This is a genomic window from Pseudomonas sp. GW531-T4 (genome assembly GCF_017349615.1).
Taxonomy (GTDB): domain Bacteria; phylum Pseudomonadota; class Gammaproteobacteria; order Pseudomonadales; family Pseudomonadaceae; genus Aquipseudomonas; species Aquipseudomonas chlororaphis_I.
The window spans coordinates 1-14,022 of record NZ_JACMZT010000075.1; the positions used below are offsets into that span (position 1 = coordinate 1).

12 protein-coding genes are annotated in these 14,022 nt (G+C 64.9%); 6 read left to right on the top strand and 6 right to left on the bottom strand.

Translation table 11 applies throughout. From position 1 onward, the window contains the following. On the bottom strand, window positions 1–855 hold an 855-nt coding region (locus J4D28_RS29885; RefSeq protein ID WP_207246515.1), incomplete at its 3' end, for an AraC family transcriptional regulator. A 167-nt stretch (window positions 856–1,022) separates the two neighbouring features. On the opposite strand from J4D28_RS29885, the gene J4D28_RS29890 reads away from it, so the two are divergent. The 5 genes from J4D28_RS29890 (at window position 1,023) to J4D28_RS29910 (ending at window position 5,152) form a co-directional block, all read left to right on the top strand. Then, on the top strand, window positions 1,023–2,072 hold the full coding sequence (locus tag J4D28_RS29890) for an NAD(P)-dependent alcohol dehydrogenase (protein ID WP_103331960.1): 1,050 nt from the start codon (window positions 1,023–1,025) through the stop codon (window positions 2,070–2,072). Between the two features lie 277 nt (window positions 2,073–2,349). Then, on the top strand, window positions 2,350–3,561 hold the full coding sequence (locus tag J4D28_RS29895) for an MFS transporter (protein WP_103331961.1): 1,212 nt from the start codon (window positions 2,350–2,352) through the stop codon (window positions 3,559–3,561). A 42-nt stretch (window positions 3,562–3,603) separates the two neighbouring features. Next, the gene (locus tag J4D28_RS29900) at window positions 3,604–3,936 is read left to right on the top strand and encodes a helix-turn-helix domain-containing protein (RefSeq protein ID WP_028682323.1); all 333 of its coding nucleotides are present in this window, start codon (window positions 3,604–3,606) and stop codon (window positions 3,934–3,936) included. A gap of 259 nt (window positions 3,937–4,195) precedes the next feature. Next, the gene (locus J4D28_RS29905; protein WP_080684179.1) at window positions 4,196–4,573 is read left to right on the top strand and encodes a cytochrome c; all 378 of its coding nucleotides are present in this window, start codon (window positions 4,196–4,198) and stop codon (window positions 4,571–4,573) included. Window positions 4,574–4,669: 96 nt separating this feature from the next. Next, window positions 4,670–5,152, top strand: coding sequence for a DUF4265 domain-containing protein (locus J4D28_RS29910; RefSeq protein WP_103331962.1), 483 nt, complete (start codon window positions 4,670–4,672; stop codon window positions 5,150–5,152). A gap of 19 nt (window positions 5,153–5,171) precedes the next feature. Here the strand turns inward: J4D28_RS29910 and J4D28_RS29915 are convergent, their stop codons facing one another. The 4 genes from J4D28_RS29915 to J4D28_RS29930 form a co-directional block, all read right to left on the bottom strand. Next, window positions 5,172–6,188 (bottom strand): GlxA family transcriptional regulator, encoded by a 1,017-nt coding sequence (locus J4D28_RS29915; protein WP_103331963.1) that lies wholly within the window; start codon window positions 6,186–6,188, stop codon window positions 5,172–5,174. Window positions 6,189–6,572: 384 nt separating this feature from the next. After that, complete coding sequence (locus J4D28_RS29920; RefSeq protein WP_103331964.1) at window positions 6,573–8,456, bottom strand: feruloyl-CoA synthase; 1,884 nt, start codon at window positions 8,454–8,456, stop codon at window positions 6,573–6,575. Window positions 8,457–8,555: 99 nt separating this feature from the next. Then, a complete protein-coding gene (locus J4D28_RS29925) occupies window positions 8,556–10,004 on the bottom strand; it encodes an aldehyde dehydrogenase (protein WP_028682319.1) in 1,449 nt (482 codons plus the stop codon). Between the two features lie 108 nt (window positions 10,005–10,112). After that, on the bottom strand, window positions 10,113–10,943 hold the full coding sequence (locus J4D28_RS29930) for a p-hydroxycinnamoyl CoA hydratase/lyase (protein ID WP_103331965.1): 831 nt from the start codon (window positions 10,941–10,943) through the stop codon (window positions 10,113–10,115). A 213-nt stretch (window positions 10,944–11,156) separates the two neighbouring features. Between J4D28_RS29930 and J4D28_RS29935 the strand changes: the two genes are divergently transcribed. After that, the gene (locus tag J4D28_RS29935) at window positions 11,157–11,648 is read left to right on the top strand and encodes a MarR family winged helix-turn-helix transcriptional regulator (protein ID WP_028682317.1); all 492 of its coding nucleotides are present in this window, start codon (window positions 11,157–11,159) and stop codon (window positions 11,646–11,648) included. A gap of 966 nt (window positions 11,649–12,614) precedes the next feature. Here the strand turns inward: J4D28_RS29935 and J4D28_RS29940 are convergent. Further along, window positions 12,615–13,925: an OprD family porin gene (locus J4D28_RS29940; RefSeq protein ID WP_038633253.1), complete on the bottom strand. Its 1,311-nt coding sequence runs from the start codon at window positions 13,923–13,925 to the stop codon at window positions 12,615–12,617. Window positions 13,926–14,022: the final 97 nt, after the last annotated feature.

Sequence of the window (14,022 nt, forward strand, 5' to 3'; positions counted from 1 at the left end):
GCTGTACTCCCGACTGAACTGCGACGGACTTTCATAGCCCACCTTGAAGGCGGCACTCGATACGTCCAGGTGTTCGTTCATCATCAGGCGTTTGGCTTCGGTCAGTCGTAGCCATTTCTGGTATTGCAGCGGGCTCATGGCGGTGAGTTGGCGGAAGTGGTGGTGGAAGGTGGGTGTGCTCATCTGCACGCGGGACGCGAGTTCATCGACGCGCAGTTGCGCGGTGTAATTCAGTTTCAGCCAATCGATGGCCCTGGCGATGCGGTGGCCCTGGCCGTCGACGGAGGCGATCTGCCGCAACCGTGCCGACTGGTCGCTCATCAGCAGGCGGTAGTGGATCTCGCGCTGGATCAGCGGGGCCAGTACCGGAATGGCTTCGGGCTCGTCCAGCAGCTGCAGCAGGCGCACGAACGAGGTGAGCATGGCCTGGGTCGCGGTGCCGATGCCCACGCCTTTGCCTGTGCTTCGATCGCGAGGTTGCAGCAGCCCGCCCTGGGCGGCCAGCTCCGCCAGCATCCGTGGATCGAGCTTGAAGCCCAGCCCCAGGCAGGGTTGTTCCAGGCTGGCCGCCGTCACTTCGGAATTGGCCGGCAGGTCCAATGAAGTGACGAGAAAGCGCGAGGTGTCGTACGGGTAGGCTTCGCCGCCGACCCACAGCTGTTTCGCCCCTTGGGCGACGAGGATGATGCTCGGCTCGACCATGCACACAGAGGGCGGCGAAGGGATGTCGCGGCGAAAGAAACCCAGGCCGGGGATCGCTGTCGAGTAGTCTCCCGAGTGTTTGATCCGGGCGCCAATGAGGCGCGCGAGGGTTTCCTGGGGCGTCTGGACGCGGGTGTCGTGTTGGCGTGTCATGTCGGTGTGTACCCTCCTCGCCAAACGTTAACCCGGCCCTTGCGGGCGTCCTACCGAAAAAAACAAAGTCCAGAGAATCGGGCAAGAATTCCAGCGGAATGCACTACAGGCCGCTTGGGCCTGGCCGGGAAAATGACCATCCAACGTAATGCTGGATGGAGTGTGCAATGTTAGTCAACGCCTATGGCGCCCATGCGGGCGACCGACCTCTTCAACCCCTGCAGATCACCCGCCGCGCCCCCGGCGCCCATGACGTGCAGATCGACATCGCCTTCTGCGGCATCTGCCACTCGGACCTGCACCAGGTGCGCGCCGAGTGGTACGGCACGCAGTTTCCCTGCGTACCCGGCCACGAGATCGTCGGCCGGGTCGCGGCGGTCGGCGCCCATGTGCACGGTTTCCGCCCGGGCGACCTGGTCGGCATCGGCTGCATCGTCGACAGCTGCAAGCACTGCGCCGACTGCGAGGACGGCCTGGAGAACTACTGCGACGGCATGATCGGCACCTATAACTTCCCGACCCCGGATGCCCCGGGCTGGACCCTGGGCGGCTACTCGCAACAGATCGTGGTTCACGAGCGCTACGTGCTGCGCATCCGCCACCCCGAGGAGCAACTGGCCGCCGTCGCGCCGCTGCTGTGCGCGGGCATCACCACCTATTCGCCGCTGCGCCACTGGAACGTCGGGCCCGGCAAGAAGGTCGGCGTGGTCGGTATCGGTGGCCTCGGCCATATGGGCATCAAGCTGGCCCACGCGCTGGGCGCGCATGTGGTGGCCTTCACCACCTCCGACGCCAAGCGCGAGGCCGCCCTGCAACTGGGCGCCGACGAAGTGGTGGTGTCGCGCAATGCCGAGGAAATGGCGGCCCACGCCAAGAGCTTCGACCTGATCCTCAACACCGTGGCCGCGCCCCACAATCTCGACGCGTTCCTGGTGCTGCTCAAGCGCGACGGCACCATGACCCTGGTGGGCGCCCCGGCGACTCCCCATGACTCGCCCAATGTGTTCAACCTGATCATGAAGCGCCGGACCCTCTCCGGCTCGATGATCGGCGGCATTGCCGAGACCCAGGAGATGCTCGACTTCTGCGCCGAGCACGGCATCGTCGCCGACATCGAACTGGTGCGCGCGGACCAGATCAACGACTCCTACGAACGCATGCTCAAGGGCGACGTCAAGTACCGCTTCGTCATCGACAACGCCACCCTGGCGGGCTGAGCGCAGCAATCGCCTGATCCCGAGCCACCTTAAGCGGTCCGGCGGGTGCCCAGCTTGGGCACCCTTTTGCTTCGCGGTACCGGTTCCGGTGCCGCGTTTTTCCCCGGTCGCGCCTGGACCTGCTCCAGCGCCGGGGCGGCTGACAGGCAAGGCTGTCAGTCGTCATTCACGCACCTGCCGTGCGCCCACTTATAAACAGAAGCGCCCGCAAAGACCCGGCCCGCAAAAGCGTGTCGATCAACACGGGCGTTTCCAGCCATACAGGAAACCTGTCTCCATGACCGCTACCTTCCACGCCGAATCGCCCGAGGGCCGGCACACCTGGGGCGCCGTGCTGGCCATGGCCCTCGCCGCCTTTGCCCTGGTGGCCTCCGAGTTCATGCCGGTCAGCCTGCTGACGCCTATCGCCGCGGACCTGCAGGTCAGCGAGGGGCAAGCCGGCCAGGGCATTGCCGTCTCCGGCCTGTTTGCCCTGTTCACCAGCCTGCTGATCGCCTCGGTGGCGGCCCGGGTCGACCGCAAGCGGCTGCTGTTGTCCCTGACCCTGCTGATGATCGTCTCCGGAACCCTGGTGGCATTCGCCCCGGACTACCTGAGTTTCATGGCCGGTCGCGCGCTGATCGGCGTGGCAATCGGCGGCTTCTGGTCGCTGTCGGCGGCCACCACCCTGCGCCTGGTGCCGCAGAACCAGGTGCCGCGCGCCCTGGCCATCGTCAACGGCGGCAATGCCCTGGCGACCGTGATCGCCGCGCCCCTGGGCAGCTTCCTCGGCTCGCTGATCGGCTGGCGCGGGGCGTTCTTCTGCGTGGTGCCAGTGGCCGCCCTCGCCGCCCTCTGGCTGCTGGTCAGCCTGCCACCGCTGAAAGCGCAGCCTGCCGCCGGCACCGGCAATGTCTTCAGCCTGATGAAAAGAATCACGGTGGCCCTGGGCATGCTGGCGGTCAGCCTGTTTTTCATGGGCCAGTTCATGCTGTTCACCTACCTGCGGCCCTTCCTGGAAACGGTCACCCAGGTCCAGGTGTCGACGCTGTCGCTGATGCTGCTGGTAATCGGCGTCGCCGGCCTGGCCGGCACCTTCCTGATCGAAGCCTTCCTGAAAAACGCGCTGTATCGCACGCTGATCATCATTCCGCTGATGATGGCGGCGATCGCCATGGCCCTGGTGGCGTTTGGCGCTTCGGTGTCGGTCACCAGCGTCCTGCTGGGTCTCTGGGGATTGGTGGCGACCGCCGCTCCGGTCGCCTGGTGGACCTGGCTGACCCGTGCCCTGCCGGGCAATGCGGAAGCCGGCGGTGGCTTGATGGTAGCGATCATCCAGCTGGCGATAACCGCAGGCGCCACGGTGGGCGGCCTGGCCTTCGACCTGAGCGGTTATCAGGCGACCTTCGAACTGAGCGCGGCAGTGCTGGTGGTGGCCGCCGGGCTGGCGGCATTGGCGGCCCGCGCCGCCACGCGCGCGCCTTTCCGGGCATCGAACGTGGCGACGTGAGCGCTGGTGGGCGTTAAACAAACCGACAGGACAGGGCTGGGTATGCGCCGGGCATTCGCCCTGCTCTCAGGCAAGTGGAAGCTGGAAATCATGTGGTTGCTCAATCAGTGGGTCTACCGCTTCGGCGAGTTGCGAAAAGCCATTAGCGGCATCACCCAGCACATGCTGACCGCGCAACTTCGCGAGCTGGAAAAAGACGGGTTGGTGTCGCGCACGGTCTTCGCCGAAGTGCCGCCACGGGTCGAATACGAGATCACCGCCAAGGCCCGCGCGCTGGGCCCGACGATGGAGGCGCTGGCCATCTGGTGGAGCGAATATGGCGACAGCGTGCCGGCAAAACCCAAGCCGCGCGGACGCCAGGCCAAGCAGGTTTAAACCCGGCCGACCGGGCCATGCAGCGCTTGCCGGAAGGCGATAACGATTGAATCCATGTCATTTACAGGCGCCAAAAAGCAATATGATCGCCCCTCAAGAAATCGAAGACACTGAGTCTCTTGAGTCACAATTGCCGAGCGCTTGAGATGGGCAGGCTTTGCTTCGCTTCAAATGTTATCGAGAGCATTGAGTGTTGCAGTGGCACCGCCGGGGTTTGCCCTCGATCCAGACTAATTCATACAACAAGGCCACATGGAAAGTGAAAGTACTATTCATCGCTTCGCTAGGAATTCTAGCGCTCGCTCAAACACCACTGTCCTTCGCGGACAATGCCAACGGGAAAAAACTCTACTCGCAGAGGTGTGCCGTGTGCCACGGAGCCGAGATCAAGGGAACCGGCCCCTTGGCCAATAAAAGCACCCCGCCAACACCCGACCTTACGACATCCGCTTTCAAGAAACGGCTCAATGATTACCCGGGCGTTATTGTGTCATCGATCATACTTCGTCCAAATGGAGACCTGATTCCAAGAACCCTGCAAGAGAACGGTGTAAAGATACCGCCGCACGCTTGGAGCATTAAGGATCTGCGCGACCTGCATCAGTACATGACGGGGGTTATTTCAAAAAATCGATGATCTTGAGATGAGATATGGGCACAGAAATCCAAGAGCCATTTCAGGGTTGGTTACAAGCCAATTATTCAGCGAAGAGCTACAGCCACGGAGCAGTGCATGAACGACAAAGAAGCAGCCGTTCTGATTCAAGTTTATGTAGCAGATGATGACGGCCCTTTTTTTGAAGAGCTGCCCGCTCGCAAGATCGATCAGGACACTTACGAACTGCTCTCCTCTCCGGGTATCGCGCTGAACCTGGCACGGGGAGATATTGTTTCAATCAAAGACAGAGAAGCACCTGCCGTCGTCTTGCAACGAGGCGGGAATTTCTGCATCCAGATCTATGCGGACGCTATTCCTCAAGAAGAAATAGCCTGGCTGGAAAACACCGTGGCCTGTGAGCTGGGTGGAACCCTGGACGGTGTATTTGAGGGAAACCTGTCGTTGGCGATTCCGGCGCGCAACGGGATGGAGAAGATCAACGATGTCTTTAACAGGTTTCGAGATAGATCAGCGACTCAGTGGTACTACTCCAACATCTATAAAAACCTGGATGATGACGAGGATGAGACACTTTTATATTGGTGGCTCGAACGCTGATGGACGCTGACGTCCGCGGTCATTTCACCAGGCGCTTTTCCTTCGAAGGCCGGTAGCCGAAATACGAGCTGTAGCACTTGCTGAAATGGCTCGGCGACACGAAGCCGCAAGCCACCAGCACCTCGACCTGGGACAGCTCGGTGTGCTGCAGCAATCGGCGCGCTTCGGTGATGCGCAGCTCCAGGTAATAGCGCTGTGGCGTGGTGCCCAACTGCTCCTTGAACAGACGCTCGATCTGCCGCCGGGAACGCCCGGCATACTCCGCCAGTTGCTCCATTTGCAGCGGCTCTTCGAGGTTGGCGTCCATCAGATTGACCACCTCGCGCAAGGGCGCGCTCAACGAGATGTGCAGGGTCGGTTTGATGCGCCGGTAGCGGGATTCCTCGAACGACAGAATGTCCTCGATACCCTCGACCAGCGCCTTGCCGTGCAACCCCTTGATCCACTCCAGGGCCATATGGAAGGCGCCGGCGGGACTGGAGGCGGTGAGCCGGTCGCGGTCCACCACAAAGGCTTCGCTGGTGACATGGGTGACCTTGGAAATCTCCGCCAGCGCGGGGCGGTGTTCCGGGTGGATCGCGCAGCGGTAACCCTCCAGCAACCCCGAGACGCCGAGGAACCACGCCCCGTTCCACAGCCCGGCCAGGGTGATGCCCAGCTCGGCGGCGGCCTTCAGCAGGCTGACCAGCTCGGGATCGGCCTTGAGCTCCGTGCGGTAGCCGCCGCAGATCACCAGCAGGTCCAGCTCCTTGAGCGCCTGAGCGTTCAGGCGCGCATCGGGGCGGATCACCAACCCGAGGTCGCTGGTGACTTCACCGTCCTGCAAGCCAAAGGTGCGCGGCGAGAACAAGGCAGGACGCAGCAGGTTGGCGGTGACGATGGTATCCAGGGCCTGGGTGAAGGCCGGCAACGAGAAGTGTTCGAGCAGCAGGAAACCCGCCCGGGTAGTAGCCGCGGGCGCTACCCGCGTTTCTTCCAGGTAACGCAGGTTCTTGCCCTTCATGCCGCCACTGAAATCCCGTCGCTCAACCGCCATACGCCCTCGCCTCTTCACTTAACGAACGCAGATTCAGTGTATGTCGAATCCCGGCATCCAAAAAAAATCCTGCTCGCGCCAGCCACCATCGCGCCGGCGAAGTGGAGCCGTAGGCTATAGAAAAAAGCCGCGGGCCAGAAGCCGGTTCAGTTGAATGCAAGGGGCGTGGATTGCAACCAGGGAAAACACACATTCAGCGCAGCGGTCCGCTGTGGCGTCACTTGGATGCTCAGGTCATAGGTGAAGGTGGTCCGAATGACCATGCACCAAAGGGCTCTTGCGCAAGATGGCGACCTCGGCAGCGATGGCAAAGCGCTTCCGGGGGATGTCCAGTGCCGTGGCCACGGCACTGGCGACATTGCGGCCCTCAGGGGGCCGCGACCCTCACCGGCCAGGCTCGGCGCGCAGGATCGAAGGCTCCTCGCCGCGATACAGCGCCTCGACCTTGTCAGCCCGCCACTGCAACACCGCGCGCTGGTTGATCGAGCCCTTGTCGGTGATTTCCCCACGATCGATGGAGGCCGGTTCGTCGAGCAGCGCGATCCACTCCAGGCGGCTGGCGTTGCCGCTGGCCTCGCGGTTGAGGCGTTGCAGCCAATCGCCGAACCAACGCCGCACCGGCGCGCTGGCCAGGACCTCGGCATCGCTGGCATTCGCGGGCAAGCCGGCCAGCCGCCGGCATTCGTACAGCCGCGGAAACACCAGCGCCCCCAGGCATTCGCGGTCCGGCGCGGTCACCACCAGGTCCTGCACATAGGGCGAGCCTTCGAGCACCGCGCGATTGCGCAACGGGCCGACGCTGACGAACACCCCGGAGCCGAGCTTGAAGTCCTCGGCGATGCGCCCGTCGAACATCAGGCCCAGTTGCGGGTCGGCGGCGTCGACCAGTTTCAGCGCATCGCCGGAGCAGTAGAAACCCTGCTCGTCGAAGGCTTCGGCGGTCTGCTGCGGCGCGCGCCAGTAGCCTGGCATGATGTGCGGCCCGCGAAAGCGCCCTTCCAGCTTGCCGTCCACCGGCACCAGGCGCACCTCGCAACCCGGGGCCGGCAGGCCGATATAACCGGCCATGGACAAGGGCCCGGTGGTGAAAGTGCAGGACGGCGATGCCTCGGTCATGCCGAGCCCGGCCATCATGCGGATGCGTTCGCCGCAATGGGCTTCGGCCACCCGGTCGAGACGATCCCAGACTCTCTGGGACAGGCCGGCCGCGGCGAAAAAGAACAGCTTCATGCGTGAGAAGAAACGCTCGCGCAACTCGCCGTCCTGCTCCAGGGCGTTGACCAGTTCTTCCCAGCCCTTGGGCACCGTCAGGTAGGCGGTGGGGGCGATTTCCTTGAGGTTGCGCAGGGTCTCGGCAAAGCCCTGGGCCGTCGGCTTGCCGTCGTCCAGGTAAAAGGTGCCGCCGTTGTAGAGCACGATGCCGAGGTTGTGGCTGCCGCCGAAGGTGTGGTTCCACGGCAACCAGTCCACCAGCACCGGGGGTTCCTCGCCGAACACCGGGAAGGTCTGCAACAGCATCTGCTGGTTGGCGCAGAGCATGCGTTGGGTGGTGACCACCGCCTTGGGCAGCTTGGTCGAGCCCGAGGTAAAAAGAAACTTGGCGATGCTGTCCGGGCCGGTGGCGGCGAACGCCGCTTCGGCCTCGGCGTCGCCGGGGTGTTGCAACAGGCTGGCAAAATCGCGCTGCGGCCGGCCCGCCACGGTGCCACGCACCACGATCAGCGGCGTGTCGTTCGGCAGCACGGCATCGATCGCCCGCTGGAAAGCCGCGCCATCGCTGACGAACACCAGCCCGGGCCGCATCAGGTCGCAGACATGCCGCAGCTTGGCGAAATCCTGGGACAACAGCGAATAGGCCGGCGACACCGGGCAATAGGGAATCCCGGCGTACATCGCCCCCAGGGCCAGTTGCAGGTGTTCGATATCGTTGCCGGAAAGCAGCACCAGCGGCCTCTCGGCCGACAGGCCATACCCCAGCAGGCTCTGGGCGATGGCGCGCACGCTGGCCAGCATCTCGGCGTAGCTCACCCGGCGCCAGTCGCCGCCGTCCTGGCGCGCGGCGACAAAGGTCTGCTGCGGGCGCACCCAGGCCCAATGCACCAGGCGGTCCAGCAGGCGCCTCGGCAGCTCGGCCAGGGGCTCCAGGGAACGCATGTGCAGGATGCCCTGCTCTTCGCTGACCTCGACCGCGGGATGGGCGATGGCCACCTGGCGATAAGGCGGCGCGGCGGCCGCGTTCGGCGCTGGCGATCTGAATTCGGAATTCACGTGTTTGTCCTCCATCAAGGCCCATCGCCGGCAAGTTCGACCGGGGACCTGGCAGCCAGGGGCTGGGGCCTTGTGATTGTTGGGTCCGGGGGCCGGAGTTCAGATCGGGTAGTGCCGTGGACCGTTCTGCAGGGTAATCCAGCGCAACTGGGTGAACTGCTCGATGGCCGCCTTGCCACCAAAGCTGCCGTAGCCGCTGGCCTTGACCCCGCCAAACGGCATCTGCGCCTCGTCGTGCACGGTCGGGCCATTGATATGGCAGATACCCGATTCGAGCCGTTGCGCCAGGGCCAGGGCGCGCCCGGTGTCGCGGCTGAAGATCGCCGCCGACAGGCCGAACTCGGAATCGTTGGCCAGCCGCAGCAGTGCTTCGTCGCCCGCGCCGCGCAGCACCACCGCCACCGGCCCGAAGGACTCCTCGCGGTACAGGCGCATGCCCGCGGTGACGCCGTCGAGCAAGGTCGGCTGCAGAATGCTGCCGGCCAATTGGCCACCGGCGACCAGGGTCGCGCCCTGCTCCAGGGCATCGTCGATCAGCCCCTGGATGCGCGTGCCGGCACTGGCGTCCACCAGCGAACCGAGCACCGAGTCCGCGGCCTCCGGGTTGCCCGCCGGCAAGCTGGCGATCTTCGCCGCCAGCCTGGCGACGAAGTCCTCGGCCACCCGCGCATCGACAATCAGGCGCTCGGTGGACATGCAGATCTGCCCCTGGTTGAAGTAGGCGCCGAAGGCCGCGGCCTGCACCGCGGCATCCAGGTCGGCATCCTCCAGCACCAGCAGCGGCGCCTTGCCGCCCAGCTCCAGCAGGGCCGGCTTGAGGTGCCGCGCCGAGAGCTCGCCGACGATGCGCCCGACCCGGGTCGAGCCGGTGAAGTTGACCCGGCGCACCGCCGGATTGGCGATCAACCGCTCGACAATGGCCGGGGCATCCTCGGGGGCGTTGCTGATGACATTCACCACGCCGTCACCGAGGCCGGCCTCCTGCAACACCTGGCCGATCAGCCGATGCACCGCCGGGCTCAGCTCGGACGCCTTGAGCACCACAGTGTTGCCGCAGGCCAGCGGCATGGCGATGGCGCGAGTGGCGAGGATCACCGGGGCGTTCCACGGCGCGATGCCCAGCACCACGCCGCACGGCTGGCGCAGGGCCATGGCGAAGCTGCCGGGCACGTCGGAGGGGATGACCTCGCCATTGATCTGGGTGGTCATGGACGCGGCTTCGCGCAGGATATTCGCCGCCAGTTGCACGTTGAAGCCGTACCAGTTAGCCATGGCCCCGGTCTCGCCGGCCGCGGCGATGAACTCCGCGCTACGGGCCTGCAATTGCTCGGCTGCGCGCAGCAGGCGGCTGCGTCGCTCATTGGGCGCCAGCGCCGCCCAGGCCGGAAATGCCGCCTGGGCCGCGGCCACGGCGGCGTCCGCGTCTTCCAGGGTGGCGGCGGCGGCGCGCGAGACGACGGCGCCAGTCACCGGATTACGCCGTTCGAAGGTTCGACCGTCGCGGGCGGGGCACGACTGGCCGCCGATCAGCAGGGGCACGTCCAGCATGGTGATTCCTCTTTATTGTCTTTATCGGGAATGCATTGGAGCGGTTCACGCCAGCACCTGGGCGCTGCGTCGAACAGCAGGCGGACGCTGCCGCCCGCCGGGTTTGCATCAGCGCTTGTAAGCCTGCAGGCCGGGCTTGATGCTCTTGTCGTCGAGGAACTGCTTCATGCCCTGCTCGCGGCCGCCTTCGGTGTCCAGCAGGCGCGACTGGTCGAGCTTGGCGTACAGGTAATCCTCGTTCTGCTCCCAGGTCAGCTCGCGGCAGCGCTTGAAGCCGTGCTTGGCGGCCCGCAGCACCACCGGGTTCTTCTCCAGCAGGTTGCGCGCCAGCTCGACAGTGGTTTCGCGCAGTTGCGCAAGCGGCACGCTCTCGTTGACCAGGCCCATCTCGGCGGCTTTCTGCCCGCCGAAGGTCTTGCCGGTCATGATGTAGTACAGCGCCTGGCGATGGCCCACGGTGTCGGCCATGGCCTTGCTCACCAGGTTGCCCGGCGGGATGCCCCAGTTGATTTCCGAGAGGCCGAAGGTCGCTTCATCGGCGCAGATCGCCAGGTCGCAGGCCACCAATGGGCTGAAGCCGCCGCCGAAGCACCAGCCGTTGACCATGGCGATGGTCGGCTTGGCGTACATGCGCAGCAGCTTCCATTGCCATTGCGAGGCCTCGCGGCGGATCTTTTCCTGGAGGATCTCCGGGCCGGCGTCCACTTCGCGAAAGTATTCCTTGAGGTCCATGCCCGCGGTCCAGGCTTCGCCCGCGCCGGTCAACACCAGCACGCCGGCGGCCGGGTCCTGCTCCAGCGTCTCCAGCACGTCGACCATCTCGCGGTTCAGGGTCGGGCTCATGGCGTTGCGTTTTTCCGGACGGTTGAGGATGACCCAGGCGATCCCCTCTTCGATCTCGACCTTGACGGTTGTCCAGCGACCTTCGTAGTTGTTCATGGCGATTGCTCTCTTTGTTCTTGGCTTGAGATGGGCAAAAACTAAACCGCCGAATTAGTTATGTCAATTAACTATTAATAAAATTAACTAAGCTTTCTCAGGTGCCCGGAGCGTTTCAAGGCCAAGACATCTGCCAGCGGCCATGGCTATCCCCGGTCAATCCCGGCAAACTAGATAGCCTTCTTAACTGCCAGCCCGAGGATTTCCCCTGCAATGGCCAAGTCTTCCAACAAGATAGCCACCGCCGCCGAGGCCCCCGTCGCCGACAGCGAAACCCAGGCGTCCCTGGACTCTGCCCTGGACGACCTGATCGGTTACGCCATGCGCCGGGCGCAGCTGAAACTGTTCCAGAACCTGATTGGCCGCCTGTCGAGCCACGACCTGCGGCCGGCGCAGTTCTCGGCCCTGGCGATCATCGAGCAGCATCCCGGGCTGATGCAGGCCGACCTGGCCCGGGCGCTGGCCATCGAGCCGCCGCAGGTGGTGCCGTTGCTGAACAAGCTGGAAGAGCGGGCGCTGGCGGTGCGGGTGCGCTGCAAACCGGACAAGCGCTCCTACGGGATCTTCCTCAGCAAGACCGGCGAGACCCTGCTCAAGGAACTGAAGCTGATCGCCGCTGAAAGCGACCAGGACGCCACCGCCTCCCTCGACGACCAGGAACGCGAAGAACTGCTCAGGCTGCTGAAAAAGGTCTACCAGCAGTAGCCGCCAGCCTGCGATCCATGCGATCCCTGTAGCCGCTGCCGCAGGCTGCGATCGACGGCGTAGCCGTCGCAACCCGGCGAACGCCTTTATCCAGGCAGATCGCGGAGGCAGGTTTTGCGGCAACTGCGTTGCCGATCGCAGCCTCGCAGGCTCGGCAGCGGCTACCCCGACACCGCGATCCCTGTAGCCGCTGCCGCAGGCTGCGATCGACGGCGCAGCCGTCGCAACCCGGCGAACGCCTTTATTCAGGCAGATCGCGGAGGCAGGTTTTGCGGCAACTACGTTGCCGATCGCAGCCTCGCGGGCTCGGCAGCGGCTACCCCGACACCGCGATCCCTGTAGCCGCTGCCGCAGGCTGCGATCGGCGGCGCAGCCGTCGCAACCCGGCCAACGCCTTTATCCAGGCAGATCGCGGAGGCAGGTTTTGCGGCAACTGCGTTGCCGATCGCAGCCTCGCGGGCTCGGCAGCGGCTACCCCGACACCGCGATCCCTGTAGCCGCTGCCGCAGGCAGCGATCGATGGCGCAGCCGCCGCAACCCGGCGAACGCCTTTATCCAGGCAGATCGCGGAGGCAGGTTTTGCGGCAACTGCGTTGCCGATCGCAGCCTTGCAAGCTCGGCAGCGGCTACCCCGACACCGCGATCCCTGTAGCCGCTGCCGCAGGCTGCGATCGACGGCGTAGCCGTCGCAAACCGGCCAACGCCTTCATTCAGGCAGATCGCGGAGGCAGGTTTTGCGGCAACTGCGTTGCCGATCGCAGCCTCGCGGGCTCGGCAGCGGCTACCCCGACACCGCGATCCCTGTAGCCGCTGCCGCAGGCTGCGATCGATGGCGTAGCCGTCGCAACCCGGCGAACGCCTTTATCCAGGCAGATCACGGAGGCAGGTTTTGCGGCAACTGCGTTGCCGATCGCAGCCTCGCGGGCTCGGCAGCGGCTACAGGGTCAGGAGCTGCGGCTCGCGGCGTCACCAGATCGGCAGCGTGTAGAGCACCAGGAAGCGGGTCTGGTTTTCATCGCGGAACGCCGCGCCGGCGGGGAAATCGTTGCGGTAGATCGACTTGCGCGCCAGCAGCCCGAGGTTCTTCAGCGGCCCGCTCTGGATCACGTACCCCAGCTCCATCTGGAACTCCCGCTCCTTGCGGTCCTCGGCATTCAGCGCCGCCAGTTCGATATGGTCGCCGCGCACGTAGCGCAGGCGGCTCTTCAGCCCGGGCAGCCCGGCGGCGGCGAAATCGTAGTCGTAGATGGCCTGCCAGGTCCGTTCCCGGGCATTGAGAAAATCGGAACTCATGGTCAGTTCGCTCATGCCCATCAATTCGGTGCCCGACAGGTAAGGCGTCGCCGTGTCGCCGCTGGCGTGCATGTAGCCCAGGCTCAGGCGATGCCCGCCCCAGCGATAGGCGAACAGCGCCGAGAGGTTGCGGTTGTCCACCTTGCCGGCCTTGGCGCTGCCGTCTTCGCGGCTGAAGAAACTGCGCAGGTCGCTGCTCAGCACCCCGTCCCCGAGCTTGAAGTTATGCAGCAGGGCCAGGGTGTCCTGCTGGTAGAAGTCCGCCACTTCGGCGTGGTAGACGCGCAGGCTGAGGTCCGGATCGACCTGGTAATCGCCCCCCAGGTAAGCCATGTGCGACGAGGTGGCCGCGCCGTTGAAGCGCCGGTTCGGCGAGGCGATGCTCAGCGCCTGGTAGTCGGTGGAATCGCGCTTGTTGATGCGGTCGATATAGCCGGTGTTGAGGGTCAGGCCGTCGATGTCCTTGGAGCTGAGGGTGGTGCCGCGAAAGGTCTGCGGCAGCAGCCGCGACGGGCTGGCAAAGGCGAACGGCAGGAAGATCGACACATCGCCGGTCTTCACGCTGGTCTGGGCCAGGCGCAGCTTGGCGGTCATCGCCAGGCGCGAGTATTCGTCCGCCGCGCGCTTGTCGCTGGCCGACACCGGCAGCAGTTCGGTGCCGCTGCGGTCCGGCGCCGAGTCGAGCTTGATCCCCAGCAGCCCGCGGGCGTCCAGGCCGAAGCCGACGGTCCCCGGGGTAAAGCCCGACTCCAGGTTGAGGATCGCCCCCTGGGCCCATTCCCGGGCCGCGGTTTTCGCGCCGTCGTCCTTGTAGTCGCGGTCGAGGTAGTAATTGCGCAGGGTCAGGGTGCCGTGGCTGTCGTCGATAAAGCCCGCGGCCTGCGCCGGAGCGACCACCACGCCCAGCCCCGAGAGGGCCAGGCAGCACAGGCGAACAGGTAGGGCCAGCGGCGCCGCAAGGGCGTTGCGTGAGAGGTTCGGCATGTTCGAGTCCACTTATTGTTGTTGTTTTGCGGAACGGGATCGCCCGGCCATGGCAGGCGTCCACGGCCAGAGAATGGAAACAGCCAAGGGCTGGCGT